This is a genomic window from Staphylococcus succinus (assembly GCF_029024945.1).
GTDB lineage: Bacteria > Bacillota > Bacilli > Staphylococcales > Staphylococcaceae > Staphylococcus > Staphylococcus succinus.
Window position 1 is genome coordinate 2,158,319 of the sequence record NZ_CP118976.1, and the last position, 26,210, is coordinate 2,184,528.

At 32.0% G+C, this 26,210-nt stretch carries 30 protein-coding genes; 10 read left to right on the forward strand and 20 right to left on the reverse strand.

Features of this window, described 5'->3' with window-relative positions:
• Window position 1: 1 nt before the first annotated feature.
• The 6 genes from pfkB to norA all read right to left on the reverse strand — a co-directional run bounded on the left by pfkB (window position 2) and on the right by norA (window position 5,817).
• Window positions 2-925 (reverse strand): 1-phosphofructokinase, encoded by a 924-nt coding sequence (gene pfkB, locus PYW31_RS10460; RefSeq protein ID WP_046837155.1) that lies wholly within the window; start codon window positions 923-925, stop codon window positions 2-4.
• The gene (locus tag PYW31_RS10465; RefSeq protein ID WP_046837154.1) at window positions 922-1,680 is read right to left on the reverse strand and encodes a DeoR/GlpR family DNA-binding transcription regulator; all 759 of its coding nucleotides are present in this window, start codon (window positions 1,678-1,680) and stop codon (window positions 922-924) included. The genes pfkB and PYW31_RS10465 overlap by 4 nt, the downstream gene beginning before the upstream one ends.
• Before the next feature lie 207 nt (window positions 1,681-1,887).
• On the reverse strand, window positions 1,888-2,367 hold the full coding sequence (gene ybaK, locus PYW31_RS10470; protein WP_046837153.1) for a Cys-tRNA(Pro) deacylase: 480 nt from the start codon (window positions 2,365-2,367) through the stop codon (window positions 1,888-1,890).
• A gap of 75 nt (window positions 2,368-2,442) precedes the next feature.
• The gene (gene galU / locus PYW31_RS10475) at window positions 2,443-3,318 is read right to left on the reverse strand and encodes a UTP--glucose-1-phosphate uridylyltransferase GalU (RefSeq protein ID WP_046837152.1); all 876 of its coding nucleotides are present in this window, start codon (window positions 3,316-3,318) and stop codon (window positions 2,443-2,445) included.
• A 336-nt stretch (window positions 3,319-3,654) separates the two neighbouring features.
• The gene (locus tag PYW31_RS10480) at window positions 3,655-4,335 is read right to left on the reverse strand and encodes a hypothetical protein (protein ID WP_338092686.1); all 681 of its coding nucleotides are present in this window, start codon (window positions 4,333-4,335) and stop codon (window positions 3,655-3,657) included.
• A gap of 321 nt (window positions 4,336-4,656) precedes the next feature.
• Window positions 4,657-5,817: a multidrug efflux MFS transporter NorA gene (norA, locus tag PYW31_RS10485; protein ID WP_046837150.1), complete on the reverse strand. Its 1,161-nt coding sequence runs from the start codon at window positions 5,815-5,817 to the stop codon at window positions 4,657-4,659.
• A gap of 207 nt (window positions 5,818-6,024) precedes the next feature.
• On the opposite strand from norA, the gene PYW31_RS10490 reads away from it, so the two are divergent.
• From PYW31_RS10490 to PYW31_RS10500, 3 genes are all read left to right on the forward strand, one after another.
• Entirely contained in the window at window positions 6,025-6,444 is a 420-nt protein-coding gene (locus PYW31_RS10490) for a PPC domain-containing DNA-binding protein (protein ID WP_046837149.1), read from the forward strand.
• Window positions 6,445-6,889: 445 nt separating this feature from the next.
• Entirely contained in the window at window positions 6,890-7,507 is a 618-nt protein-coding gene (locus tag PYW31_RS10495; protein WP_046837148.1) for a DUF1361 domain-containing protein, read from the forward strand.
• Window positions 7,504-7,779, forward strand: coding sequence for a hypothetical protein (locus tag PYW31_RS10500; RefSeq protein WP_063410204.1), 276 nt, complete (start codon window positions 7,504-7,506; stop codon window positions 7,777-7,779). Before PYW31_RS10495 ends, PYW31_RS10500 begins: the two co-directional genes overlap by 4 nt.
• A 70-nt stretch (window positions 7,780-7,849) precedes the next feature.
• Here PYW31_RS10500 and mdh read toward each other — a convergent pair whose 3' ends face one another.
• The 5 genes from mdh to PYW31_RS10525 form a co-directional block, all read right to left on the reverse strand.
• On the reverse strand, window positions 7,850-8,785 hold the full coding sequence (gene mdh, locus PYW31_RS10505; RefSeq protein ID WP_046837147.1) for a malate dehydrogenase: 936 nt from the start codon (window positions 8,783-8,785) through the stop codon (window positions 7,850-7,852).
• Between the two features lie 119 nt (window positions 8,786-8,904).
• Window positions 8,905-9,507 (reverse strand): DedA family protein, encoded by a 603-nt coding sequence (locus PYW31_RS10510; RefSeq protein WP_046837146.1) that lies wholly within the window; start codon window positions 9,505-9,507, stop codon window positions 8,905-8,907.
• A 53-nt stretch (window positions 9,508-9,560) separates the two neighbouring features.
• Entirely contained in the window at window positions 9,561-9,860 is a 300-nt protein-coding gene (locus tag PYW31_RS10515) for a hypothetical protein (protein ID WP_046837145.1), read from the reverse strand.
• Window positions 9,861-9,885: 25 nt separating this feature from the next.
• Complete coding sequence (locus tag PYW31_RS10520; protein ID WP_046837144.1) at window positions 9,886-10,794, reverse strand: aldo/keto reductase; 909 nt, start codon at window positions 10,792-10,794, stop codon at window positions 9,886-9,888.
• A gap of 35 nt (window positions 10,795-10,829) precedes the next feature.
• A complete protein-coding gene (locus PYW31_RS10525; RefSeq protein WP_046837143.1) occupies window positions 10,830-11,756 on the reverse strand; it encodes a CobW family GTP-binding protein in 927 nt (308 codons plus the stop codon).
• A 226-nt stretch (window positions 11,757-11,982) separates the two neighbouring features.
• On the opposite strand from PYW31_RS10525, the gene mgrA reads away from it, so the two are divergent.
• Window positions 11,983-12,426 carry a global transcriptional regulator MgrA gene (gene mgrA, locus PYW31_RS10530; protein WP_046837142.1) on the forward strand — a complete coding sequence of 148 codons (444 nt, stop codon included), beginning with the start codon at window positions 11,983-11,985 and terminating at the stop codon, window positions 12,424-12,426.
• A 132-nt stretch (window positions 12,427-12,558) separates the two neighbouring features.
• On the opposite strand, the gene cydC is transcribed toward mgrA, so the two are convergent.
• Together cydC and PYW31_RS10540 are read right to left on the reverse strand one after the other, a co-directional pair.
• Window positions 12,559-14,235, reverse strand: a complete 1,677-nt coding sequence (gene cydC / locus PYW31_RS10535) for a thiol reductant ABC exporter subunit CydC (protein ID WP_046837141.1) — start codon at window positions 14,233-14,235, stop codon at window positions 12,559-12,561.
• Window positions 14,232-15,863 carry an ABC transporter ATP-binding protein/permease gene (locus PYW31_RS10540; protein WP_046837140.1) on the reverse strand — a complete coding sequence of 544 codons (1,632 nt, stop codon included), beginning with the start codon at window positions 15,861-15,863 and terminating at the stop codon, window positions 14,232-14,234. The genes cydC and PYW31_RS10540 overlap by 4 nt, the downstream gene beginning before the upstream one ends.
• Before the next feature lie 297 nt (window positions 15,864-16,160).
• Here PYW31_RS10540 and PYW31_RS10545 point away from each other — a divergent pair, with 297 nt between their 5' ends.
• From PYW31_RS10545 to PYW31_RS10560, 4 genes are all read left to right on the forward strand, one after another.
• Complete coding sequence (locus tag PYW31_RS10545) at window positions 16,161-17,036, forward strand: undecaprenyl-diphosphate phosphatase (protein ID WP_046837139.1); 876 nt, start codon at window positions 16,161-16,163, stop codon at window positions 17,034-17,036.
• Window positions 17,037-17,184: 148 nt separating this feature from the next.
• Complete coding sequence (locus PYW31_RS10550) at window positions 17,185-17,886, forward strand: hypothetical protein (RefSeq protein ID WP_046837138.1); 702 nt, start codon at window positions 17,185-17,187, stop codon at window positions 17,884-17,886.
• Window positions 17,887-17,890: 4 nt separating this feature from the next.
• Window positions 17,891-18,355 carry a YaiI/YqxD family protein gene (locus PYW31_RS10555; protein WP_046837137.1) on the forward strand — a complete coding sequence of 155 codons (465 nt, stop codon included), beginning with the start codon at window positions 17,891-17,893 and terminating at the stop codon, window positions 18,353-18,355.
• Window positions 18,356-18,357: 2 nt separating this feature from the next.
• The gene (locus PYW31_RS10560; RefSeq protein WP_046837136.1) at window positions 18,358-18,924 is read left to right on the forward strand and encodes an LOG family protein; all 567 of its coding nucleotides are present in this window, start codon (window positions 18,358-18,360) and stop codon (window positions 18,922-18,924) included.
• A 99-nt stretch (window positions 18,925-19,023) separates the two neighbouring features.
• On the opposite strand, the gene PYW31_RS10565 is transcribed toward PYW31_RS10560, so the two are convergent.
• Window positions 19,024-19,641, reverse strand: coding sequence for a LysE/ArgO family amino acid transporter (locus PYW31_RS10565; protein WP_046837135.1), 618 nt, complete (start codon window positions 19,639-19,641; stop codon window positions 19,024-19,026).
• Between the two features lie 178 nt (window positions 19,642-19,819).
• Here PYW31_RS10565 and PYW31_RS10570 point away from each other — a divergent pair, with 178 nt between their 5' ends.
• A complete protein-coding gene (locus tag PYW31_RS10570; protein ID WP_046837134.1) occupies window positions 19,820-21,238 on the forward strand; it encodes an aminotransferase-like domain-containing protein in 1,419 nt (472 codons plus the stop codon).
• A 71-nt stretch (window positions 21,239-21,309) separates the two neighbouring features.
• On the opposite strand, the gene PYW31_RS10575 is transcribed toward PYW31_RS10570, so the two are convergent.
• The 4 genes from PYW31_RS10575 to PYW31_RS10590 form a co-directional block, all read right to left on the reverse strand.
• Window positions 21,310-21,864, reverse strand: a complete 555-nt coding sequence (locus PYW31_RS10575) for a GNAT family N-acetyltransferase (RefSeq protein WP_046837133.1) — start codon at window positions 21,862-21,864, stop codon at window positions 21,310-21,312.
• Between the two features lie 98 nt (window positions 21,865-21,962).
• Complete coding sequence (locus PYW31_RS10580) at window positions 21,963-22,259, reverse strand: hypothetical protein (RefSeq protein ID WP_046837132.1); 297 nt, start codon at window positions 22,257-22,259, stop codon at window positions 21,963-21,965.
• Window positions 22,260-22,591: 332 nt separating this feature from the next.
• Window positions 22,592-22,804 (reverse strand): SA0632 family lipoprotein, encoded by a 213-nt coding sequence (locus PYW31_RS10585; protein ID WP_046837131.1) that lies wholly within the window; start codon window positions 22,802-22,804, stop codon window positions 22,592-22,594.
• A gap of 44 nt (window positions 22,805-22,848) precedes the next feature.
• A complete protein-coding gene (locus tag PYW31_RS10590; RefSeq protein WP_046837130.1) occupies window positions 22,849-23,316 on the reverse strand; it encodes a GNAT family N-acetyltransferase in 468 nt (155 codons plus the stop codon).
• A gap of 95 nt (window positions 23,317-23,411) precedes the next feature.
• Here PYW31_RS10590 and PYW31_RS10595 point away from each other — a divergent pair, with 95 nt between their 5' ends.
• The gene (locus tag PYW31_RS10595; protein WP_046837129.1) at window positions 23,412-24,095 is read left to right on the forward strand and encodes a DUF1129 family protein; all 684 of its coding nucleotides are present in this window, start codon (window positions 23,412-23,414) and stop codon (window positions 24,093-24,095) included.
• Between the two features lie 177 nt (window positions 24,096-24,272).
• Here the strand turns inward: PYW31_RS10595 and PYW31_RS10600 are convergent, their stop codons facing one another.
• The gene (locus tag PYW31_RS10600) at window positions 24,273-25,436 is read right to left on the reverse strand and encodes an MFS transporter (RefSeq protein ID WP_046837128.1); all 1,164 of its coding nucleotides are present in this window, start codon (window positions 25,434-25,436) and stop codon (window positions 24,273-24,275) included.
• Window positions 25,437-25,718: 282 nt separating this feature from the next.
• Complete coding sequence (locus PYW31_RS10605; RefSeq protein WP_046837127.1) at window positions 25,719-26,207, reverse strand: DUF456 domain-containing protein; 489 nt, start codon at window positions 26,205-26,207, stop codon at window positions 25,719-25,721.
• Window positions 26,208-26,210: the final 3 nt, after the last annotated feature.

Below are 26,210 nucleotides of genomic sequence, written 5' to 3' on the forward strand. Positions count from 1 at the left end.
GTTATACACTCCCATCTAGTGTCGTAATCATCACTTGTGCTTTAATTTCTTCAATAGCATGTTCTGTGGCTAAGTCATCATTAAACGCTGTCGCTGTTCCCGCTGATACTGCCTGTTTAAATGCATCTTTAATTGTAAGTCCCGTTTCAAGTCCTGCAACCATACCCGCGACAGTACTATCTCCTGAACCAACCGTATTGACTACATGTCCATTAGGCACGATAGCCTTATAACTATGTTTATCATCTACATAGATTGCACCATCACCTCCAAGGGAAATAATCACTGACGTTGCGCCCATCCCTAATATTTCACGCGCATAGTTCATGACTTCTTTATCAGATCGAATCGACGTATTAAACATTACCTCTAATTCGTCTTTATTAGGTTTAATAAATAGCGGCTTGTATTTTAAAACTGTTTCAACTAAATCTTTTTCAGCATCTACAACTAATCTCGCACCAGTTTCTTGAGTAATTTTTGCAATTTGTTCATATGCATCACTTGGTACACTTTTTGGAATACTTCCAGCAACAATAACTATATCTTGGGCTGAAGTATGCTTGATTTGTGTTAACAGTGTTTCGAACTGTTCATTCGTTATTGTAGGGCCCGGAGCGTTAATTTCCGTTTCATTATCTGTTTTTAATTTGACATTAATACGTGTATCTTCAGTCGTTCTTACAAAATTCGTATTAATATCTGCTTGTTGTAATGTGTCTTCAATGAATTGACCTGGAAATCCTCCAGCAAATCCTAACGCTGTAGATTGAATACCTAATGTTTTTAAGACTCTGGATACATTGATACCTTTTCCTCCAGCAAATTTGTAGGTTTCAGTCGCTCGATTTAATCCGCTAAGTTCAAAATCTTTAGCAAACATTATATAGTCAATAGAGGGATTGAAAGTTACTGTATAAATCATAATGTTCCTCCAATAAAATTGTATTTTTCAGCAAAGCATTTAAATGTTGTACTTTCTATGGCCTTTTTTGAAGTTATTAAAGTAATTTCTTCGTTTAACAGCACGTGAGCAAAATATACTTTGTTAAATTTAGAATGATCAACAACTACAAAATTCTGCGCGCCTAATTCCATAGCTTGATTTTTGATAACTGCTTCATGTTCATCTGGCGTTGTTAAGCCATACTTTAAATCAATGCCATTCATTCCGACAAAAACTTTATCAAAACGATAGCGATTTAATGTTTTTATTGCACTCGACCCTACTGTGGCAAAAGTCGTTGATTTAACTTCACCGCCAAGTATAAGTGTTCTTATACCTTGTTTTAACAATTCTTCTACGTGGGTAAGACCATTGGTTACTACAATAATATCTTTAGCCTTAATGTATGGAATAATTTCCAAAGTTGTTGAACCAGCATCTAAGTAAATACAATCATTATCTTCAATTTGACACGCTGCTAGGCGTCCGATTTCTTGCTTTTCTCTGAGGTTGGTACTTCTCTTATCTGCTAAATTAGGTTCTAATACAGATGATTGATTGAGTGTTGCACCACCATGAACTCTTTTTAATTTTCCCATTTGTTGGAGCTTAGATAAATCACGGCGTATAGTTGATGCACTACATCCAGTTCGATCAATAAGCTCTTGTAATGTTAAAAAGTCTTTTTCTGACAGTTCAGTCAATATTACTTCATGACGTTTTTCCGTAATCATTACTTCACCTCATCTCCATGTTATTATAATGTTTCCGCTTTCTTTTTTCAATCACTTTTTCTCAAAAACAATCAAAACCAATCATTTTTTTAATCTTAATATTCAAAATTCCGTCAATTTTCTACCTTTGAATTCTTTATAAATCATAAAAAAACACAAAGACATAAACGCGTTATGCCCTTGTGTTACTAATTTAAATATATTTTCTTAAGGATGTACTACAGGTGCAACCTTTGCTTGTGTAGCTTCAATTAACTCTTTCACAGCTATATTAATTTGCATGCCTCTTTCCCCACCACTAACATATATTTCATTTAAATTTACTGCTTGTTGATCAATAATCGTTGGAAATAATCGCTTCATTCCAATGGGTGAACAACCACCCCGAACATATCCAGTAACTTTCTTTAAATCATCTAAAGGCATTAAATGAAGTTTCTTTTCATTTATAACTTGCGCAGCGGATTTCATATCTAATGAGTCATTCACTGGAATGATAAATACAAAATGATCATGATTAGTATTTTCTAACACTAATGTTTTATAAATTAATTCAATATCAACGCCCACGCTTGCAGCTACATCCTCACCCGACATATGCTTTTCTGAAACTTTGTAACGATTTACTCCGTATTGAATATTTTGGCGATCTAATATACGCATAGCGTTTGTTTTCTTTTGTTTCATTTTTCAACACCTCGTATCGATTCACTGGTGGTTAGTAATGTTATATGTGTACATGAAATTTCATTTTACTCATTGTTAATGACTATCTAAATCTAAGTTTTTGATAAATGCTTTCAAATCTTCACGCATCGTATCATCTTTTAATGCGAATTCTATTGTTGTTTTTACAAAACCTAATTTTTCTCCAACATCATATCGATTGCCTTCAAAGTCATATGCAAAAACTTGGTCATCTTTATTTAATCTTTCAATAGCATCCGTAAGCTGAATTTCTCCTCCTGCACCGGTGCCTTGGTTTTTTAAGTAATCAAATATATCCGCTGACAGTACATAACGACCCATAATCGCTAAATTTGATGGGGCTGTGCCTGGTTTAGGCTTTTCAACAAATTGTCGCACTTCATATTTTCTGTCAATTTTAGTTAAAGGATCAATAATACCGTAACGATGTGTTTGATCTTCTTCAACTTCTTGTACTCCAATCACAGATTTGCCTGTATCTTCATAAGCATTAATCAATTGTTTAATAGCAGGAGTATCAGATTCAACAATATCATCACCAAGCAACACTGCAAAAGGCTCATCTCCTATAAATTGACGTGCAGAATAAATTGCATGACCCAATCCTTTTTGTTCTTTTTGTCTAACGTAAAAAATATTCGCTAACTCTGTAGAAAATTTTACTCTTCCAAGTAAATCTGTTTTACCTTTCGTTTCAAGAATCATTTCTAATTCTTTTTGATTATCAAAATGATCTTCTATAGCTCTTTTATGTTTGCCTGTTACTATTATAATATCTTCTATACCAGCATTAGCGGCTTCTTCAACTATGTATTGAATTGTAGGTTTATCTAATATCGGTAACATTTCCTTAGGCATTGCCTTTGTCGCCGGCAAAAACCTTGTACCTAAACCAGCTGCAGGTATGATTGCTTTTTTTATTTGTTTCAAAGTACCCACCCTTTCTATTTACATTGTCAACTTCTATTAATAATGAAATATTTTCTATTATAGAAGTAACACATTTAACTGATGTTATAATCATAACATTGATAAATAACTCTTAATACTTATTCATACCACGTTTTGTATTAAAAATAATTAATTCTTCAAAATAAAATGCTACCCCATTATATATTATTGGAGTAGCATTTTATTGATTTTAATATTTTTAAATCATATTTAAATCTCAAAATTTATTTTAAATAACTATACACTTCATTTTTCACACTAAAGATATTATTAGTCTTAAGATATAATTCAATAAAGGTGAATTATATCTTAAGACTAATTGAGCGCTGGTTGACGTATAACGTCTCCAGCTTTATTTACTATAACTTTATATTCTTGTTTCGTTTCCGAATTCCAAAACGTATAAAACATGCCTTCTTTAGACTCTTTAACTTTTTTCAAGCTTGCATTAGCGCCTAGTTTATCAACAGCATATTTTTGCGCAACGACTTCAGACTCCTGTGGTGATAAACACGGTTTGTTCGACCCTAGATGATCTGTTTCACGATAGGATCGATCAAATATATGTGCCTGATTATCTTCATTTACAGTAACTCTATAATACATATGCGGTTTATCATTATTTTTAAAGGTAAAAATATAATAATAAGTCCCTTGACAGGTGCTATCGATACCATAATCATTATATGTATTAGAAATATCATTATCACGGTTAACCGTGTTTTGTGCTTCTTTTAATGCAGCGGAAAATTGTGGCAAGTTAGACTTCCCAACCTCATTATTTTTTAAATTGTGTGTTGTCAGTTTGGCTATAGGTACATAATTTTCAGCATAATACGGCTCTTGTCTGTCCTCATTCTTTTCAGTATCTTTCATTGCTGCACTGATTGAATGATTTGCTTTATGATTGGCTTGTTCCTTAGCTTTCACCACTTTATGCGAATCTGAAAAACTAGAAATTGATTCATGCACTTTAGCAAGTGCTTGCTGATTCATAGCAAGAAATAAAAGAAACGCTAAACAACAAGCAAGAAAGAGCGCCATGATTCCCAAAGTTAAATTCTTCAAATCGTTCTCCTTACCTACATTTCTGTTAACATTTCTTTATATACTAGCACATTATTTTAACAAAAAAGTTATATAGGCTACAATTTAAAACAAATGTAATCTCTGTTACACAAATATTACGCAAAACCTTTTTTCTTAATGTTTATGACATATTTGGTTAATATAAAGAAAACATTAAGAAAAAAGCTCCTCCTGAAAGTTCTCACTTTTAAGAGGAGCGTACCAATAAACACGCTTTTATGATTTTAATTAAGTTTTCTGCCACTTGGCTCTGATTGCTTTTTCTACATAGATAACGAGTATGCCTAGTAACATAACGACTACTGACATATATAATGGGAATTCAAAGTTAACATCATACAGTGTTCCTGCTACTAAAGGTCCTATAAAGTTTCCCATACTCGTAAAAGTTGAATTTAATCCACCAGCAAATCCTTGTCGATCTCCAGCAATGTTAGAAAAGTAATTTGTAATCGCTGGACGTATCATATCAAAACCGATAAATACTACAAAGCTGATTAACATAATTGACCAATAACTGTGTACTAAGGTTAATCCAAGTAGAATTAATGCAGAATATATTAACGCATAAGTGATAAATGTAAGTTCTTTAAAATATTTCATAAACTTATCAAAGAAAAACACTTGGAATACTGCCCCAAATATACCGCCACCTGTAATTGCTATCGAAATATCTAATGGTGAATAATGTGCCTTATCAGCTGTATATAATGGGAACAATGTCTCAAATGCTGATAAACCAAATGCCAATACAAGCGTTAAAATAATTGGCGTTAAAAATACTTTCCAATTCATTTTAGTTAGTAATTCTGGTTGATATTTTGTAAAACCATCTTGTGTTTCATTTTTAGGATTTTTAATTAATACGACTGAAAGTATTAATGCTAAACATCCACTGAAACCAGCTACAAAGAATGGTAATCTATGAGAAAATTCAGCTAGGAAACCACCTAAACCAGGTCCTAAAATAAAACCGGAATTGATAATTGCTGACATATAACCAAAATTTTTCGCTTTGTCTTTACCTTTTGAAAGGTCTGCAATCATACCTGTAACACCTGGCATGACCATCCCTGCACTAAAACCACCAAGAATTCTTGATACAATTAGGAGCGAGAAAGTATGGCTGACCGCAAATAAAAATTCTGAAATTGCAAAAAGTGCTAAACCTATACAGATGATTAACTTTTTACCTAACTTGTCAGCAAGTGTACCTCCAAATGGTGAAATAATCATTTGCGCCAAGGCAAATGCTGCAACAAGCACACCTAAATCGCTACCATTCAATCCTAAATCTTTCAAATAAACTGGAAGAACTGGGACGATTAAACCTATACCTAAAAAGACTAGAAAAATATTAAAATACAAAATTACAAATTGCTTATTCACGTTTCTCCCTCCATTCGTAAGAATACTTATAAAATGCTTCACTCATATGGTCTTAGTATAACTGACGAAAGCACAATATTAGAACAGTTTATACTATTTTTCTTACAAAACACAATAAAAAAATCTTATTAAAACACAATTATACAATCATCGGAAAATTACTTGTATAATAAAGGCGTAAATAAAAATTTTGGATGGGGGCTCATTATGATATATCAAGTAGATGGAAAGACAATTGTACTCGTATTAGAACAAGGCGAAGATATCATAGAAGCGGTTACAGACTTAGCAAAAGAGCAAAATGGTAAGTTTGGCACAGTGAGTGGTATTGGTGCTTGTGATGATGTTGAACTTAACTTCTATAACATAGAGACCAAAACCTATGAGAAAAAAAGAATACAAGAACCTTTAGAATTAATTAGCTTGTTAGGTAATATCTCACACATTGACGACAAACCTTTTGCGCATCTTCATGCAACTTTTGGTACAAACCAATATGAAACATTAAGTGGACATCTTACAAAAGCAATCGTATCTGCTACGGCCGAAATCGTTATCCATATGACTAACTTAGACATAAATCGTAAGCACAATGAAACTATAGGACTTAACCTATTAGACCTATAACTGCATTCACCACTCTCAAAATGAATTGATACAATTACAAAGACTGATGAATTTATAGATATGTAAGTCCACAGTCTTTGTATTTTTTAACATTTTTAACTATCTCATTATTTTAAAATCACCCTACTTATAACAGCAATCATTCTTTTCAACATTTTATTTTCGTCTTTTTTAATTAAGTCAATCGTATACTAACTACTGTAACCACACTATATCAAGCTTTATTTTTTACAATATTTTATTTTTTTATCATTGAAATTTATATCTGAAGCTTGTATCATGTAGTCTCATATTGCAAAATTACGGTTTTATGTCCCTTTGAATTCCATAGGATAAGGAAAAATTTTATTAACCTTTTTATTTATCAAATTCATTACTATTTTTTTAGCTAGTGATTTTCAATATAGTTTTAAATGTTTTATTTTGAAGGAAAGTAGGTGTACTTATGAATGCTCGTTATATAGCTAGATCATCCTTTCTTATTCTAATCATTATTTCAATTTTCTTTAATAGTTATTATAAATTTATGACTTTAAATTTATTTCTAGCATATGTGCCATTTGAATTATGCTTACTATTACATTTGTTTAAACCGAAATTTAAATTTGAATGGCCACTGTTTATAATTTTCTCTCTTATTTTCTTATTTATGGTACCTAACACGCTTTATATGGTTACTGATTTGATTCATTTAAATCAATTTACATTTAATTTTTATAGAGGCTTACTGTTAATAGAATGGGCATATTTTACTTTTCTTGTCGCAGCCGTATTACTTGCACTTTACCTGTTGATTTTAATGTTTTTAGAAATGGAACAATTTACGCATCATATATGGCTAAATAGAAGTATTATTGGGGCTATGATGTTTCTCAATGGTTTAGGCATTTATATCGGTCGTTTTTTACGATTACATTCTGTTTATTTAATTAATGAACCGCTTCGTATTTTTCACGAAGTATGGTCAAGTCTCAGTCTGACTGCTTTATGCTTTGTGTTATTGTTAGTTGCTTTACAAATATTATTATTTTCTTTTGCGAAAGGAGTACGAAGTGCAAAATGACATTAAATATCATAATACTGCTTATTGTGCTTATCGTATCCCAACTGATTATCGGACACCTTTTGCATGATATTGGATTTTCTTATACTCATAGCATCATATTGATGTGCCTTCCCTTAGGCATTGGATTATTTTATCTCCAATTATTTTATTACGAACGTCAATTTCCTAAATGGAATGTGCCTATAAAAGTAAAATTAAGATTAAAGTACATGTATATTTTAACCTTTTTCGAATATGTTGCACTATACATCTGTATTTTCAAAATGTAATCCTACACAAAGAGAGCTATCAGCTTTTACACTCTGATAGCTCTCTTATTTGATATTATCGATAATATCATTATTGTTTTAATGATTGTTTTACTTCTACCACAGAATCAGCAGAAATTTTTAATTGTGCTTGTTCTTCTTCAGATAATTCTAATTCAACTATACGTTCAATGCCTTGTTCCCCTAATATCGTAGGTACACCTAAGCAAATATCAGAAAAACCATATTCGCCTTCTAATAATGCAATACTTGGTAATAAACGTTTTTGGTCCTTTAAGATTGCTTCTAGCATACTATATATAGCAGAAGCTGGCGCATAATAAGCAGAGCCATTTCCAAGTAGTTCTACAATTTCAGCCCCACCTTTTCTCGTACGCTCTACAATATGTTCTATTTGCGCTGTATCTAGCATTTTATTCAAAGGTACGCCGTTAACATTTGTGGAGTGCACCAAAGGCACCATAGTATCACCGTGGCCTCCCAAAACTAAACCTCTAATATCTTTAATAGATACATTTAATGCTTCTGCTATAAATGTTTGGTATCTCGCTGTATCTAAAATTCCAGATTGACCAATCACTCTTTCTTTAGGGAATCCAGAAGCATTGATTACAGCATATGTCATCGCATCTACTGGATTAGTTAAAACAATAATTTTACAATTTGGGGAGTGCGTAACGATTTCTTGTGTAACGTCATACATCACTGCTTCATTAACTTGTACTAAGTCGTCTCTACTCATACCCGGTTTACGCGGTACACCAGCAGTTATAACAACAATATCAGAATTAGCTGTATCCTGATAATCGATTGATCCAGTTACATTAACATCAAATCCATATACAGGACTACTTTCTAATATATCTAGGGCTTTCCCTTTAACCTGTCCTTCATTATGTGGGCGATCAATAAGCACGACATCTGCCAACTCTTGTTGAGCAATTATAAATGCTAATGTAGCTCCCGTGTTTCCAGCACCTATGATTGAAACTTTTTTCTTTGCCATAATATCCCCTCTAACGTCTTTAATATATTTATTATAACATCTCATTTTTAATAAAGAGTTATGTATGGCTTGAAAGTGCAATTCAATTTAATTAACTAATACTATCACATTTACTTATTCTACTTTTGACGTTTTAGCCATTTCCATATCAAGAATATGATTAAAATTGCTAAAACAATATAAATAATACGTGAATAAACATCCATATAATTAACAATAGTATGCCAATTACCGCCAACTGCTTGTCCTAAATAAATTAACACCACGTTCCATATAAGTGTTCCAATCGTTGTAAATACTATAAATAAAGGCAAGTTCATACGTGTTAACCCAGCTGGGATTGAAATCAAACTTCTCAGTAATGGTACAAAACGACAGAAGAAGATTGTCCAATAACCATATTTTTCAAACCATCCAATGGTCTTATCTAAATCCTTTGTCTTCACTCGCAAAATTTTACCGTAACGGTTAATGAATCGATACAAATTACGCTCACCAATCCATGCACCAATACCATATAAGGCAATTGCTCCAAGAACTGAACCAATTGTCGAAGTAATTGTTACACCAACAAAACCTAAATCAGATTTTGTTGTCATAAATCCTCCAAAAGTTAAAATTATTTCAGATGGGATGGGCGGAAAAACATTTTCTAAAAAGATTAAAAATGCTATCCCCCAGTAGCCAAACTTCTCCATAAATTGTGTAATCCAGACTTCCATTTAATCCCCCTAAAGTTTAAAGTCATATAACATTGATCATTGTATTCTAGTGATTAAAACAAATTATTTGTCTTTGCGTATAAATAAAGTGATAAACCAAATAAAACTAGAGACATCACAGTAAGTATTAACGCTAAAATTGTCGTACGTTTATAATGTTTTATAAATGACACAAACAATAGTCCACCGTTGTATAAGAAAAATAGTCCAAATAATGTCATCATTATATTAATATCTGGATAAGCTATATTGAGTATTGCTACGATTAGTGCAAATACTAAAAATGGAAAGCTTATAAAGTTTCGTTCAAACTTAAGTTGACTTCTACGTTGTTCTTCGTTCTGATTACTCATTTTTTACTCTCCTCCAAAATTCACTTTATGGGATATCATGACCTAAAGAGGCCGTATAGATATCAAACCATTCTTGATCCGTAATTGTAATTTTCAATCCTGCTATAGCTTCATCAATACGGTCAATTTGATGTGTTCCTAATACTGGCATAATAGCGGCTGGATGTTTATTAAACCAGGCCATAACAATACCATTTGCTGTTACGTTGTATTTCTGGGTTAAAGGTGAAATCACTGTCATAATACGCGCTGCTTTCTCGTCTTCTAAATCAAATAATTTTCCACCTGCCATTGGGCTCCAAGACATTATTTTCACATCATCTTTTAACATGTGATTCATCGTGCCATCTTCAATAATATCTAATGTGTATGGCGAAACTTCAAGTTGATTTAAAGTGATATGTAACTTATCACAAACGAGACATTGATTAAGTAAATCATATTGTGATTTATTAAAATTAGAGACACCAAATGATTTCACTTTACCTTCAGTCACCAATATTTTCAACGCTTCTGTAACTTCTTGTGGGTCCATTAATGGTGAAGGTCTATGGATTAATAACGTATCAAGATAGTCAACTTGTAATTCCTTTAAAGAGCGCTCTACTGACTGTTGAATATGCTTCTTACTGTGATTATAACGATGTCCATCTGCACCTTGTATACGATGCGAAGGCAAGACGATACCACATTTAGATACTATTTCCATTTCTTCACGTAATTGTGGAGATAATTTTAGTGCCTCTCCAAATACACCTTCACATGAATAATCACCATAAATATCTGCGTGATCCATTGTTGTAATACCACGTTCCACTAATTCATTTAAATAGCGATTTAATTGTTGCGGTGTCCAGTGCCAATCTTGTGCTCTCCAAAATCCTTGTATCACTTTTGAGAACGAAACATATTGATTAATCTTTACTTTATCCATAATTACCAACACCCCTTATATTTTTATTTGAAACCTCAAGTAAATTGCAGCATCTCTAAATCGTTACGCAATCGGTTAACGTCCATTTCTTCCCCGATAAGTACTATATTTAATGGCAGTATTTCTTCGATAATTTGATAATCTGGCAACCCATGTGCATATTGAAATTCGTAAATATCATTTGGCATATCTCGAAACTTTACATACCCCTTTAATCTTAGAACATTATCCGGCAACCGTAAAATAAATTGATAAAATAATTGTCTATCTATAGGACCTGTAAAACGATACTGCATACTATTCATACCATGGTGGTGCGCATGATCACTCATATCTTTAGAAGCTTTAGGCGTTACAGATAACAATTTATTCATATCTACTTCTGCATAAGTCGTATACACTTTTGGCGCATATGCATTAATATCAGAAATTCCATTTAATGCTTCTCGTGCGGACTCATCAATTAAATCCATTTTATTTATAATGATTGTATCACTTACAGATAATTGCTCTTCCATTAAAATTTTTGTATTATTTGAATAATTGTTTCTAGCTAAAAATCTTGGTGCATCCACAAGACCTATGATGACTGGAGGATTAACGTTTTCTACGATTTCTGGGTCTTGGCACGCAGCTATGATTTCAATTGGATGAGCGATACCTGTGGCTTCAATTATAATATGTTGCATTGCACTTTCCTTTAGAAAATGTTTTAATTGTTTTATTAAATCTAGTTGCAAGTCACAACATACGCAGCCATTTAATATCGATGCAACCTTTACATCATCGCTTAATGTACTGCTGTCTATATTTAAATTGCCGTATTCATTTACGATAATGCTAGGTTTTTCGTTGTTACTAAGTAAATATTTTACATAATTACTTAAAAATGTGGTTTTACCACTACCTAAAAATCCAGTTATTACTGTTATAGATATTCTTGAGTCTTCTTTATTTGTCATACTAATCACTCATTTCTCAAAAAATGTTTGCATTAAAGGTAAATTATTCATATAATTAACCCTTTACTTGATAAATTTTAGATTTCTTCTGAAATTTAAACACAATTTATTTTAGCACGGCAAAGTGCCAAAGTATGTCTAAGGAAGTGTCACACACAACATTAGACGGATTCAGTCCGATACACAAAGAATAAAAAAACGGATAGAATGTCTGGAGGAGAACTTTATGTCTGAAGAACTTAATTTAAAGGATCAACTTTGTTTTAGTTTGTATAATGCTCAGAGGCAAGTAAATCGCTACTACTCTAATAATGTCTTTAAGCAATACAAATTGACTTACCCACAGTTTTTAGTTTTAACAATTTTATGGTCACAGTCACCTGTCAACGTGAAAAAAGTCGTTACCGAACTTGCTCTTGATACAGGTACTGTATCCCCGCTACTTAAAAGAATGGAACAGGTTGATTTAATCAAACGCGAGCGTTCTGAAGTAGATCAACGCGAAGTATTTATTCATTTGACTGATAAGAGTGAAGCAATTCGCCCAGAATTAGATACTGCTTGTCAAGATGTTGCAGTAGCTTCTTCATTAAGTACAGATGAGACTAAAGAATTAAACCGATTACTTAGCAAAGTAATTTCTTCATTTACAGAAGAAAAAATTAAATAAATATCTATTGTAAAATCTCAGTAAGAAACATATCAAAATACATTAATTAAATATACTTTATTTACATTAAGAGCTCAAACACAATTGTGTTTGAGCTCTTGATTTATTAATAACTAAAAACAACTTCTATAATTATATGGTATTCATTTCTGTCATTTGATATAAATAACCTTGTTGAGCGAGCAACATTTCATAACTTCCACACTCCACAATTTTCCCTTCATTCATTACTACTATTTTATCAAAACTTGGCAATAATCTTAAATCGTGTGTCGCTACAATTAATGTTTGTGCTTTATTGTGAATCATATCCATCACTTTATCTGTATGATATATATCTAATGCTGTAGTTGGTTCATCGAGTATCCATATTGGTGCATCTTTTAAAAGTAATCTCGCAATACCTAGTCTTTGTACTTCTCCGCCAGATAATGTGTTTCCGGATATTGTAATCACTCTATCTAAATTAATATGTTGTAAACCTAAATCATCCAATACATCTCGTATCACTTCATCCGACTCTTCGGTAAATAAATTCTCTTTCACTGATCCATCAAATAATTGTTGTGACTGTAACAAAGCATTAAATTGACTATATTTTTCTTCATCTAAAATCCTAGTCATATCCTGATGATTCAACAGAATTTTTCCTTCATCACTTTGATATAGACCTAACATTAATTGTAATAATGAACTTTTTCCCGATCCTGATGGTCCAATGATTGCTATATGTTCTCCTTTAACAATGGATAACTGGATATCATCAAGTACATAACTCGATTGATTCCAATATTTAAATTTAATGTCACGTACCTCTAATAAATTGACAGCTTCTTTGACATTCGAGTGAATAGATTCAGTTCCTTGAGGCGTAGGATGTGCAATGACTTCATTGATATCGCTTAAAGCTTCATCTGTATCTGCTTTATAATAAGCTACATTACTCATAGGAATTGCTTGTTCAAATAATGTTAACATCATTAATACGATACTTGTTAAGTATACTGCGTCCAATTGATGTTGTTGGATTTGTGCTACACCTAAATATAAAGTAGCAAATAACGCTAACATCGAAACGATATTCAAACTGTACTCATACAATGATAAAAATCGTTGTTCTTTCGCTTGCGCTTTTTCATAAGCCTCTAACTGCCCTAGTACTTCATTTTGATAATATGCTGTTTGGTTAAAGCGCTCTAACTCTTCATATCCTTCTTTATAATCATAAAATTGATTTAAAAATTGCCCTTGAACTTCATTCATCTGTTTTTTTAAAGCGCGCGCTCTTTTAGCGCTTAATAAGGGAATTAAAATTAAAGATACTATCATACTTAAGCATATAATTAATGCATGGACATAAGAAAAATATAACATGACTAATGCAGAAATAAGTGCTGTGATACCTATGACAACTGGAGGATAATAAACACGTAAGTATATATTTTGTAAAGATTCTACCCTCCCTATCATTCGTGCAATCAACTCACTTGAATTGAATTTTCTATATACATCTGGGACTACAGGAGTCAGATTTTTAAAAAATTGTACTCTCACATTTCTGAGCATTGTAAAAGTAGTCCTATGAGATAGTAACCTTTCGATATATCTTGCAATTGCTCTTAAGAACCCAAACATCTTCACTGTAACTATTAAAACCATTAATGCAAATAGTGGTGCACCCAAGGCGCTTTGTGTCACCATGTAACCACTTAGAAAGAACATACCCAAAGCGATTATACTTCCGGCTACACCAACAAGAATAGAAAGTAGTAAATCTTTATCTATTTTGAAATGAATATGTGGCTTCATGTTACTTCACCACCTTTAATGTTTTCATTGATTACTAATTGATCTAATGATTTCAATTGCCCGTTTTCTATATATACACGTCTATTGGCATTTTTAATTGTATGCGCTCTATGAGCAATTATAATTATTGTCGTACTATTAAATTGTTGTGAAATTACATCTTGTATAATATTTTCTGTTTGTACATCCAAGCCTGTTGCAGGCTCATCGAAGACTAAAACGTCCGGCTGTGCTACTAACACGCGCGACAGCTCTATTCGCCTCATTTGTCCGCCTGAGAGCATTTCTCCACCTTCTCCTATCCACGTATCTAAACCGTGCTTCAAAGATAGGATTTTATCTTTCATGCCAACCGCTTCTAATACCTTTAAAACTTCAGCTTCATCAATAGATTGAAACATCGTAATGTTATCACGTATTGAAGCATTAAAAATATAAGGAGACTGACTTAAAAATCCAATGCTTAAATTGGGTTGATTGTATGTTACAGTTCCTGAATTAGGTATATATCGCTGTACGATCAGTTGCGCCAATGTAGATTTACCAGCGCCACTTTCTCCTATAAGCGCAATTTGTTCGCCTTTATAAATTTCCAAATTTATCTCATTCAGTGCATTAAATGGCGCAGAGTCATATTTATATGATACCTTCCTCACTTTAATAAGCGCATTTTGTTGTGAATTAAAATTAGGTACTCTATTATCTACTTCCTCTTGGCTATCTAATAACTCAAAGACAACATCACTCGAACCTTCACTTTGCTTTCCTGTATGGAATGACTGACCTAGATCCTTTATTGCATTATAAAATTCTGGCGCTAATATAATAGCAATTGCTGCTGTTTTAAAATCAATACTATCAAATAATATCAATCCTAATCCTGCTTCTAACGCTACAAGGCCAATTCCCAACATGCTAATAAATTCCAACATCAATCCTGATAAGAAAGCACTTTTTAAGATACGCATAGTTAAATCTCTAAACGTTGTACTCTCTTCATATAATGCTCTTTCAGTTTGTTCTGTTCGATTAAAAAGTTTTAGTGTTATAAGTCCTTTCACTTTATTTAAAAATTGTTGACTAAACTCGTTTAAGTACGTCATCTTATCTTTAGATTCATCTCTTGTTTTCAGTCCAAAAATAATATAAAAAAGTGGAATAAATGGTGCAGTCACCATCATAATTAAAGCAGTATTTAAGTGTATAAAACACATTGCTATAATAATAAAAACTGGAATCATCATTGATTTAAATACCTGCGGAAGGTAACTATTAAAAAAAGGTACAATTCCATCAATATTTTCAGTCAAGGTATTCATTTGAACCCCTATAGGTTCTTTAGACTGCTTTAAAATGAGCTGACGTCGTAAATGTTGTTTCACTTTTGTCGACATACGATTACCTATCATTTGATTAAGCGTATTAAATGTTGCCCTCGCTAATAACACAACTAATATAAATAATAGCAATGTCCATAAATCTTCTTTAGTATCTAACAAGACTGCATTTAACACTTCTGCTATTGAAATGTTTTGAACAACCACCGTAATCGCTAATAATATACTGATTACAAACATACATGCTGGATATATTTTATATTTAATTGCTAAATTTGTTAATCTTTTCACAAATATCACCTGCTTCACATTATAAACTCATTATGTAAAAATTAAATGGATTCGCTCATAATTTTAAGAGCTTTTTTATGCTTAATTCATATTTTTGTCATAAATTCAAATTACACCATTTAATAATATTTACTATAATTTTTTGAATGGTTTTATTAGAAGAATTTATTTTGTAAAATTATTTTAAGACTTGAGACTGAAATCTCAGTTATATGTGGTAAATTACATTTTCATTATGCTATCATGATAAAATGAAAATGTATAAAATTTAATAAGTGATATGAAAGTAGGTAAAATATGTTAATACTTGAATTGATAAAAGGTATCATTCTAGGTATCGTCGAAGGTTTAACAGAGTTTGCACCTGTGTCTTCTACAGGTCATATGATTCTTATCGATGACATGTGGTTAAAATCAAGTGAATTTTTAGGATCTCAATCCGCTTTTACTTTTAAGATTGTAATTCAACTTGGTTCTGTTTTCGCTGGTGCCTGGGTATTCCGTGAACGCTATTTCGAAATGTTACATATTGGTAAATATAGATCAGAACCAATTGATGGTATTGGTCAAAAACCAAAACGTTTAAACCTACTACATATATTAGTAGGTATGATTCCAGCTGGTATACTGGGTGTATTATTTGATGATGTCATTGAAAAATACCTATTTAATGTACCAACAGTAATGATAGGACTATTCATTGGCGCAATATATATGATTATTGCAGATATTTATAGTAAAAAAGTTACAAATCCAAAAACAGTTGATCAAATCAATTACTTACAAGCTTTTATTATTGGGTTGTCTCAGGCTGTAGCCATGTGGCCAGGTTTTAGTAGATCAGGATCTACAATATCTACTGGTGTATTGATGAAGATGAATCATAAGTCAGCTTCTGATTTCACCTTTATCATGGCCGTTCCTGTAATGTTAGCAGCAAGTGCACTATCATTAGTTAAAAACTTTGAGTATATACATTTAAATCATATTGGTTTCTATATTTTAGGTTTCTTAGCAGCATTTATTGTAGGCTTAATTGCAATTAAAACTTTCCTCTTCCTCATTAGTAAAGTTAAATTAATACCTTTTGCAATTTACAGAATTGTATTAGTCATCATCATAGCTATTCTCTATTTCGGTTTTGGCATTGGTCAAGGTATTTCAGGAGAATAAACCGATGCATCTCTACTTCTTAGTTAACAACTAAAAGTAGAGATTTTTCTTTATTAGCAAATACGTTGTAATAAGCTGTAATTACAGTTTATTTTCCTGTATCATAGGGTAATAAGTAGATAGTATAAATTAAATGGAGGCAACGAGTATGGACAAAAAGCAATTAATTAAAACAATCATCACAGTATTACCTGTGTTTTTAGTACCGCTCATCGTTGAGCGCAAACGTATTAAAGATCATCCTGACGTGAAAAAAGCAACTGATGCAACAGTTAGTGCATCTAAAACCGTTGCGAATAAATCAGTCCAATTCAAGGATAGTGTTGTAGAAAAATCATCACATGCAAAAGACTACGTTGCAGATAAAAAACACAATGTAGATCAAAAACGCGAACTTAAACGTATTGCTAAAGCATACGATCCTGCTTATATTGAGAAAAAAGGCGAAAAGCTAGAAAAAGAAAATCGCAAAGAAGCAGCTAAACTAGATAAGATTCTTCAAAAAAATATCGACAAACGTCATAAGGAAGAAGAAAAAGTTCGTCAAGACAACAAAAAACAACGCATTAAAGATATGAAAAAAGCCAATAAGCACATGGAAAAAGTTGGTTTAACTCCAGGAAAACTTGATGATTCAACTGAGAAAAAAGGCGAAAAGTTAGAAAAAGAAAATCGTAAAGACATTAAAAAGTTAGATAAATTATTGCAAAAAAATATCGACAAACGTCATAAAGAAGAAGAAAAAGCTCAAGAGAAAAACAAAAAAAATCGCTTATCTGAGTTCAAAAAATATAAAGACTACGTGGCCAAGAGTGTTGTAAAACAAAACAACGAAGACAAAGGTAAATAAACTTATGACCCAAGTCATTATAGATGGAGATGCTTGTCCTGTAACCAATTCAGTAATTGAATTGACTTTAGGGACAGGCATTTTTGTTACAATTGTACGTAGCTTTAGCCATTTTTCCACTGTTGTTCAACCAAACCACGTGAAAGTCATTTATGTAGATGACGGCCCAGATGCTGTAGACTACAGAATCGTTAAGCTTGCACAAACCAGCGATATTGTAATCACTCAAGACTATGGACTAGCAAGCTTACTTCTAAATAAAGTAAAAATGGTCATGCACCATAAGGGATTCATTTTTAATCATCAAAATATTGACACACTGCTTGAACAGCGACATGCAAGTGCCCAATTTAGAAAAAGTGGCGGTCGCACAAAAGGGCCTTCCGCATTTACTGAACAAGATGTCTCAGTTTTTGAGTCTATATTTTCATCTATTATTAAGGAACAAATATCTGAAAAGGAGGAATAACTATGAAAAGAATTGCCATATATTGTGGTGCCAGTAAAGGCAAAGATGAATCATACATGAATGAAGCATACCAATTAGGAAAATACATGGCCCAACAAGAATATGAATTAGTATTTGGTGCTGGCTCCGTTGGAATTATGGGCGCAATTCAAGATGGTGTATTAGATCATGGGGGCCAAGCAATTGGCGTTATGCCTAATATGCTAAACGAACGAGAAATCACAAGTGAAAAATTAAGTGAACTCATACTTGTGGACTCTATGCATGAACGAAAAAACAAAATGGCCGAACTTGCAGATGCCTTTGTCATGGCTCCAGGCGGTGCTGGTTCTTTAGAAGAATTTTTTGAAATGTATAGTTGGGCTCAAATTGGAATTCATGAAAAACCTATTGCTGTTTTTAATATTAATAATTTCTTTGGGCCTTTGCAAACATTACTTAACCATATGATTAGCGAAGGATTTATTGACGCTAAGTATAGTCGCCTAGCACCTTTATGCGATACTAAAGAACAACTTTTCGAAACGATTCATAACTACAAACCACTAGGCGTAAGAACTTATGATTAACATTTAAACTAAAAAGAGGTCGGATACACTAATATATCTTGGATGCCATAGATTAGCTTTCCACATATATTACTCATGTCCAACCTCTTTCTTTTTCTTTTAACAAACAATCATCATTAATTGTTTGAATATTATTCCGAAAACCACCAAAATAATAACCACAGATATTTTATTGATCATTATAATGTATTTTCCCGATGTATCCATATGGCCAAGTGCTTTTCCTAAAATGGCTAAAAGGAAAAACCACAACCATGAGACACTAAGTGTCGCTATCATAAATATTCCTTTAGATACGCCTTCATAAATCGCACCATTTGTGCCTATTACCCCGATTGTATCCATAATTGCATGAGGGTTGAGTAACGAAACAGACAGAGCAAACGTGATTTGTTTCTTTGTTGACATGGGACGCGTAGTGTTTACTCTTTCTGGCTTTGCCATCCACATACTCCATGCCATATATAATAAAAATAGTAATCCAATACAATAAATCGTTACTTGTAGTATAGGAAATGACAATAAAATCACTGAAACTCCTAAGACTGCTAATATAATTAATAACGAATCACATACCCCTGCTGTAATAATTACAGGTAATACTTTGAAAATACTTTTATAATTTGCACCTTGATTAAATACAAAAACATTTTGTGCTCCTAAAGGTAATATTAAACCCAATGCTAATAAGAAACCATGAATTAAAGGTTGTAGCATATACCTATCCCCCTTCCTAATAAATTCCACAGAAAACTGTACCAGTTCATTTTATAGTCATGCTTCAAAAACTCTGCTTAATACATTGTCTGCAACGACTATGCTATAATAAATCCACAGAAAATGGACCAACCAATAGATAATAAAAATACCAATCAGATAGCATAGGAGAATATGTATGTTTAAACCAAAATACAAGCAAATTATCGATGATATCATGACACAAATAAATAAGGGAACGTTGGAACCAGGCATGAAATTACCTTCACAAAGACAAATGGTACAACATTATAATGTTAACCGTTCAACTGTTATACAGGCATTAGATATTCTTCAAAGCTATGGTGTTTTAGAGGCCAAAGAACGAAGCGGTTTGTTTCTTTCTGACAACAAACTCAATACATATATCAATAATAATATAAATTGGCATAAGTATATTAGTAGTAGCACCACTAAAAATAATCAGTATTTCATAAAAAAAATAAATGAATTAGAATTTAAGCCAAATATAATTCGCTTAGGTACCGGAGAGTTAGCACCAAATCTAATACCCAATGACAAATTCCAGGATATCCTCTCTTCCAACCAAACTACCAATTTGCTCAACACTAATTATGAACCTCCATTAGGAAATTTAAATCTTAGAACAGCGATAATTAATCATGTTAAGAAACTTGGTATCATATGCACAACAGACAACGTTTGTATTACCTCTGGTGCATTACAAGGTTTAAAATTAATTGCCGATGGGTTATTGATTCCTCAATCTAAAATTATTGTAGAAACCCCATCTTATATTAACTCTATACACACTTGGCATAATAATAGAGCAGATATCAAATACCTGTCCATAACTGAAATAAAGAAAAATATTAACAATATATTTAAAGCGCAATCCGAATATCACAACAGTATTTTTTACTGTATTCCTAATTTACATAACCCCACTCAACATTCATACACATTAGAGCAAAAGCAAAAGCTAATCGCTCAATGTAAACAAACTGGTATCCCAATTGTAGAAGATGATGTATATGGTGATTTATATTTTGAAGATTCCCGCCCTATACCATTAAAATCTTTAGAGGATAACGATAATATTTTATATTTAAGTAGCCTCTCCAAAACCGTAAGCCCTGGCTTAAGAATAGGTTGGATTATTGGTAAAGCTTCGGTTGTCTCCCATTTAGCCGATTTAAAAATGCAAAATGACTATGGTGCAAGTTCTCTGTCGCAATTCGTTGCTACTGAATGGCTAAACAATCCAAAGTACCACGACCATCATATTCAGACCTTAAAGCAAGCGCTAATAGCTAAGCGAGATGCTTTTTTGACATCGCTCACAACTCACTTTAATCAAATCGGCACATGGCAAATACCACAAGGTTCATTTTATATTTGGTGTAAACTCAACGTTGCCATTGATATGAAATCGTTATTTGATGAAGCAATAAAACATAATCTACTTATTAATCCCGGAGAGATATATGATACACAATCATCAAACTATATCCGTTTTTCCTATGCTTACATTAATATAGAGGACATAGATCATGCTTTATATACACTAAGTAAACTTATAAAATCACAATCTTAGCTACTGAAATAAAAAATAGGATACAAAAATCCATGACTTTATGGATTTTTGTATCCTATTACAGCGTCTTGCTATTTTACATATCTAGTTAAATCTTTATAATACCTTACACATTTTTTTAGGGAATGCTGTTTACTAAGGTCAGGATAATCAAAATAATCGTAAACGGTCATGCCAATCTTTTCCATGACTTTACGTGAAGGTTCATTGTTTTCTGATGTAAAGGCATATATTTCATTCACACCTTTTTCTCTAGCATAATTCAAGACTGCTTCAGCACCTTCTGTAGCAAATCCATTGCCCCAAACTTCAGGAATTAAACGCCAGCCAATTTCATTAAAAGGTAGTTCTTCAAATGAATATTTACTCTCTTTACTCACATAATTCAAACCAATGAACCCTAACCAACCATTGGTTTCTTTCAATTCAACAGCAAACAAACCAATACCGTGAGCCTTTATATTTTCATTCATTTTATTCATATCGTGTTCTGAACGTCGATAACTTAATAAGCTTGGAAAGTATCTTCTAACTTGTGGATTGGCATTCATTTGCTGGAATAATAGTAAATCTTCCTCTTGCCAGTCTCGTAACCTTAAACGTTCAGTTTCAATATAAACTGTCATAGCGTTACACCTCTAAACTGGTAAAATAAATTTCAATAGAAAAGTAACGCGTTATGAAACTTGTCATACCGCGCCACCCTCTAAATTTTCAAAAGTGATTATGCTTTTGAAATATAACTAATTAATTCAACATTTACCGCTACTTCTTTTAAACGATTACGTTCACTTTTCGGCGCAGTGAATGTTGCATCAATAAAATCATTTTTATGATTTAATCTATAGGTAGCAACAAATGTGTCTGTATCCGACTCAAAATTTGGTAAATGTGCAATCACACGTTTAATTTCACCTGTTGAATCTTTAATTTGTCTACCTGTGATATTTTCAATTTCTCTACCTAATTCTGGCAAAGTGATCGTACGACCTTCTAATAAGTTAAAATCTTTTTCATGCATAATGATTACCTCTCTCCCTATGTAGCATAATTATTTACTTCATCCTATAAAACAACCAACCCTATGAAGTAATATTTTTGAATAGTAATTAACCTTTATACGATTATTATTTTTTATATTTTTACTCTTATATATTTTACACTAAACTACATTATGATTAATGATACCCATTATAGCAATTACTAAAACCATAATACAATAATTTCCGAGGAAATACTGTACTACAATTTGATAATACCATAGAGCACGATAGAGTTATATTATACATATAGAGTAATATAATCACCGTTCATTAATTTCAAATGTAATGTTATAACACGTGCATTATTACATTATGTATCCGCACTAATATCTTTTTCTAGACTTTTTGACTTTTCTTTTAATTTATCATGTTCTTTTTTCAATTTTTCTTGTTGTTTCTTCAAATCTTTATTTTGTTTTTCTAATTTATCTACGTCTTTTTCCAATGCAGCTTTTTCATCACTTTTACCACATGCAGACAATGTAATCGTTGCTGCCAATATGAGTGTTAAACATTTTTTCATGTAGGAACTCCTTCATATTTCATTATAATATATTAATTTTATCATTATTTTTTGTTATCTTCATTAATAGTCTTTAAGTTTTTTGTCATAATTACCTTACTAATATGATAATCACGTTGAAGATTTATATTTTTCATCTGTATATTGTCATAAGCAACAGTACTTTCAATTTGTTGTACACCTAATAAAATTGCCCAGTCTTCTATTGCATCTTTAAATCGTGAAGCAAGTCCTTGTTGACGATATTGTTCATCTACATAAAGCATTTCAATAACGACTTTATCAAGATTTTTTTCATATCGCGCCCAAATAAATCCTTTTAATTGATTCTTTTCGAAATCAGCTAATATGATATCACGCTTATAGTATAAACCACGTTCAATCATTTCTTCACGTAGCGCAATAGATATTGAAGACATATGATAATTTTCATATTGACGTTCAAGTTCACGTTCATGTATTTTAGCTATTTCATATATATAGTCTTTCTGTTGATAAGAAACTTTCTTCATATTTACTCCTTTGAAAAGTAATGTTGATTTATATTGTTATATTCGTCATAATTGTCCTTATTATTATATTTTATAAAAAGGACTGCAAAATTCAAATGAAATCTACTGAAAGATTAACGCGTGAAAACAATGTAAAATCTTTGCGATTGAATAACACCGATAGAGCTATTTTTGAAAAATATATGACTTTCGTTCGTGCAGATTTAAGCGTGAACCCGCATGATTCAGAAAAGATGTTGAATCGCATCTTATATCAATTATTTAGAGCTGAAAAAGAAGGTCAACTTGCAATGGATTTCTTTAATCATAATCCTAAAGCACATGCTAAGGCAGAATTAAAAAAGCTTCCAAATGAGACATTAATAAACATCTTCAAATATATTATGCAACATTTTATATTATTTATAGGTATTTTTTGTTTTTTAAAAGGATTTATCGGCTTCTTTATTGGTGCGAATCGCCTATATTTATACACATTTCCAATCATGATTGTAGTTGGATTTGGAATTATATTTTTATTTATATGGATGTTGTTTAGAACAGTTCAAATGCAATGCTTCACTAAATCACATTGGACTTGGGTTTTAACCTATATCGTCATATTGTTGCTTTTATCTGCAATATTCTACGTGTTTTTTATACCACAATCTATTTTAGCGTTTGGACCTTATTTTATGATTAGCAATTGGACCTTTATAATTTTCTCTTTAATTATATTGCCTATAGCACTATATGTGGATCATCACTATGTAAATAAAAGCACAAATACTTCTCTATAATTAGAAAGGTAAAGCGTTATATTTCAGTTCATAGCATTTATAAAACAGACTTATCTCAATTTACACGCTTAAAAGCACCCATCTACTAAAAATAGATGGGTGCTTTTAATTTTAAATATTAGCATTGATTACTCAAATGACTGATAAAGCAATCATTAAATTCAAATGGTACCATCTCTATGATGGTGCCATACCTTCTTTTCTCTCTACAACAATACTGATGGATAAAAATACAAGACCTATCACTGTCAAAATTGGTGCAATAAGGCTTAATGATGCTAAAGGTAAATTAGTCACAACTACGCCACCTATAAAAGCACCTAAAGCATTACCTAAATTAAAGGCTGATTGATTCAGTGTACTAGCAAGCGTTGGCGCGTCTTTTGAAATAAGCGTACTTTTAAATTGTAACGAAGGGCTCATACTAAATCCTATTAAACCAAAGAAGAAAATCCCCGCAACCATTAGGAAACCGTTCATTTGTATAAAGTATAATAAGATGAAATAAAGAATAAAGACTACAAATATAACTTGTAATGCTTTATTTATATTTTTGTCTGCAAGTTTACCTCCAACAATATTCCCTAAAGTCACACCGACTCCAAAAATAATTAATAGGAAAGAAATTAAATGTTCTTGCACATGTGACACTTCAGTCAATACTGAAGAAATATATGTGAAATATGCAAACACACTGCTAAACCCAAATAATGTAACTGCTAAAGTCAACCACAAGCGTTTTTCTTTTAAAATTTTCAATTCATTAAGTACTGAAGACTTCACAGTGTCACGTTGCATTGGTACAAACACTATGATACCAATTAATGCTAAAGCACCTATAATTGAGATAATTATAAACGTCATAGGCCATCCAAAATTTTGGCCAACTAATGTTCCAAATGGTACGCCAAGAATATTACTTAAGCTTAGTCCCATAAACATTAAAGCCATAGCGCTCGCACGTTTTTCAGGTCTGACCATACTAGCTGCCAAAATTGAACCAATACCAAAGAATGAACCATGCGCTAATGAAGTAACAATACGACTTGTCATCATTAATCCGTAACTGGGACTAAATGAAACTGCTAAGTTTCCTAGTATAAAAATCCCCATCAATGCAAGTAACAAATATTTACGATTCCATTTGATTGTTAACATAACTAAAATTGGACCACCAATAGCTACACCCAATGCATAGCCAGTAATAAGTTGTCCCGCTTGGCTTACTGAAACGTCAAAATCTCGCGCAATGTTCGGTAATAGTCCCATAATAACAAATTCCGACATCCCTATCGCAAACGCTCCAATAGCAAGCATCCATATAGCAACTGGATATTTCATTTTGGCTCCCTCCAATTTCCATTTTTTTCAAACATGGTTGTGATTATACTAAAATTAAGTAAGTGAAAACAAGGGTGTTGCTCAATTTACATCATAAATACGCTTACATTTCATTTGACATTCATCAATTTGTCATTTTTTAAATTATTTGCTATCTATTTACACATTGAAATACATTTTGTAAGAAAAAAAGAGTTAGTTATCATCTAATGGAATGAATAAGTGTCACGTCTCCTAACACCTATATTTCGAAAGATTATAACTAACTCTATAAATTGAATTTTAATTGATCAATAACGCATCTATGAAGAACCAAACAACCATAATAAACATGATAAATGCTTGTGCAGCAGAACTCGCTAAGAAAGCGACAACCGATCCAAAACTTGCTTTCAATGCTTTTGCCAAATTTGGCTCTTGAATCATTTCTACAATTAGTACTGCTACAAAAGGAATAATAATAATCCCAAATGGTGGGAAAACAAAACAACCGATGATCACACCAACTAGTGCGGCATATTCACTCATTTTAGAACCACCAAATTTATTCACGAAGTATTTATTCATTAAGAAATCTGCTACTAAAATAAATACTGTAAACAAAATCATAGAAACATAGAAAACCCATGATAAATGACCATTATGAAAACCGAATTGATAAATTAGAAAACCAATCCATAATACGAGTACAGATGGAATAATAGGTTTAATTAAACCTACAAAGGCTAAAATAAAAGCTACTATAATTAATAACCATAATATAGCTGTCATTTG

What these genes read in the sequence shown, in the direction of transcription:
- pfkB (WP_046837155.1), bottom strand. Translation starts at nt 925, where the DNA reads ATGATTTATACAGTAACTTTCAATCCCTCTATTGACTATATAATGTTT.
- PYW31_RS10465 (WP_046837154.1), bottom strand. Translation starts at nt 1,680, where the DNA reads ATGATTACGGAAAAACGTCATGAAGTAATATTGACTGAACTGTCAGAA.
- ybaK (WP_046837153.1), bottom strand. Translation starts at nt 2,367, where the DNA reads ATGAAACAAAAGAAAACAAACGCTATGCGTATATTAGATCGCCAAAAT.
- PYW31_RS10480 (WP_338092686.1), bottom strand. Translation starts at nt 4,335, where the DNA reads ATGAATCAGCAAGCACTTGCTAAAGTGCATGAATCAATTTCTAGTTTT.
- PYW31_RS10490 (WP_046837149.1), top strand. Translation starts at nt 6,025, where the DNA reads ATGATATATCAAGTAGATGGAAAGACAATTGTACTCGTATTAGAACAA.
- PYW31_RS10495 (WP_046837148.1), top strand. Translation starts at nt 6,890, where the DNA reads ATGAATGCTCGTTATATAGCTAGATCATCCTTTCTTATTCTAATCATT.
- PYW31_RS10500 (WP_063410204.1), top strand. Translation starts at nt 7,504, where the DNA reads ATGACATTAAATATCATAATACTGCTTATTGTGCTTATCGTATCCCAA.
- mdh (WP_046837147.1), bottom strand. Translation starts at nt 8,785, where the DNA reads ATGGCAAAGAAAAAAGTTTCAATCATAGGTGCTGGAAACACGGGAGCT.
- PYW31_RS10510 (WP_046837146.1), bottom strand. Translation starts at nt 9,507, where the DNA reads ATGGAAGTCTGGATTACACAATTTATGGAGAAGTTTGGCTACTGGGGG.
- PYW31_RS10515 (WP_046837145.1), bottom strand. Translation starts at nt 9,860, where the DNA reads ATGAGTAATCAGAACGAAGAACAACGTAGAAGTCAACTTAAGTTTGAA.
- PYW31_RS10520 (WP_046837144.1), bottom strand. Translation starts at nt 10,794, where the DNA reads ATGGATAAAGTAAAGATTAATCAATATGTTTCGTTCTCAAAAGTGATA.
- PYW31_RS10525 (WP_046837143.1), bottom strand. Translation starts at nt 11,756, where the DNA reads ATGACAAATAAAGAAGACTCAAGAATATCTATAACAGTAATAACTGGA.
- mgrA (WP_046837142.1), top strand. Translation starts at nt 11,983, where the DNA reads ATGTCTGAAGAACTTAATTTAAAGGATCAACTTTGTTTTAGTTTGTAT.
- cydC (WP_046837141.1), bottom strand. Translation starts at nt 14,235, where the DNA reads ATGAAGCCACATATTCATTTCAAAATAGATAAAGATTTACTACTTTCT.
- PYW31_RS10545 (WP_046837139.1), top strand. Translation starts at nt 16,161, where the DNA reads ATGTTAATACTTGAATTGATAAAAGGTATCATTCTAGGTATCGTCGAA.
- PYW31_RS10550 (WP_046837138.1), top strand. Translation starts at nt 17,185, where the DNA reads ATGGACAAAAAGCAATTAATTAAAACAATCATCACAGTATTACCTGTG.
- PYW31_RS10555 (WP_046837137.1), top strand. Translation starts at nt 17,891, where the DNA reads ATGACCCAAGTCATTATAGATGGAGATGCTTGTCCTGTAACCAATTCA.
- PYW31_RS10560 (WP_046837136.1), top strand. Translation starts at nt 18,358, where the DNA reads ATGAAAAGAATTGCCATATATTGTGGTGCCAGTAAAGGCAAAGATGAA.
- PYW31_RS10565 (WP_046837135.1), bottom strand. Translation starts at nt 19,641, where the DNA reads ATGCTACAACCTTTAATTCATGGTTTCTTATTAGCATTGGGTTTAATA.
- PYW31_RS10570 (WP_046837134.1), top strand. Translation starts at nt 19,820, where the DNA reads ATGTTTAAACCAAAATACAAGCAAATTATCGATGATATCATGACACAA.
- PYW31_RS10575 (WP_046837133.1), bottom strand. Translation starts at nt 21,864, where the DNA reads ATGACAGTTTATATTGAAACTGAACGTTTAAGGTTACGAGACTGGCAA.
- PYW31_RS10580 (WP_046837132.1), bottom strand. Translation starts at nt 22,259, where the DNA reads ATGCATGAAAAAGATTTTAACTTATTAGAAGGTCGTACGATCACTTTG.
- PYW31_RS10585 (WP_046837131.1), bottom strand. Translation starts at nt 22,804, where the DNA reads ATGAAAAAATGTTTAACACTCATATTGGCAGCAACGATTACATTGTCT.
- PYW31_RS10590 (WP_046837130.1), bottom strand. Translation starts at nt 23,316, where the DNA reads ATGAAGAAAGTTTCTTATCAACAGAAAGACTATATATATGAAATAGCT.
- PYW31_RS10595 (WP_046837129.1), top strand. Translation starts at nt 23,412, where the DNA reads ATGAAATCTACTGAAAGATTAACGCGTGAAAACAATGTAAAATCTTTG.
- PYW31_RS10600 (WP_046837128.1), bottom strand. Translation starts at nt 25,436, where the DNA reads ATGAAATATCCAGTTGCTATATGGATGCTTGCTATTGGAGCGTTTGCG.
- PYW31_RS10605 (WP_046837127.1), bottom strand. Translation starts at nt 26,207, where the DNA reads ATGACAGCTATATTATGGTTATTAATTATAGTAGCTTTTATTTTAGCC.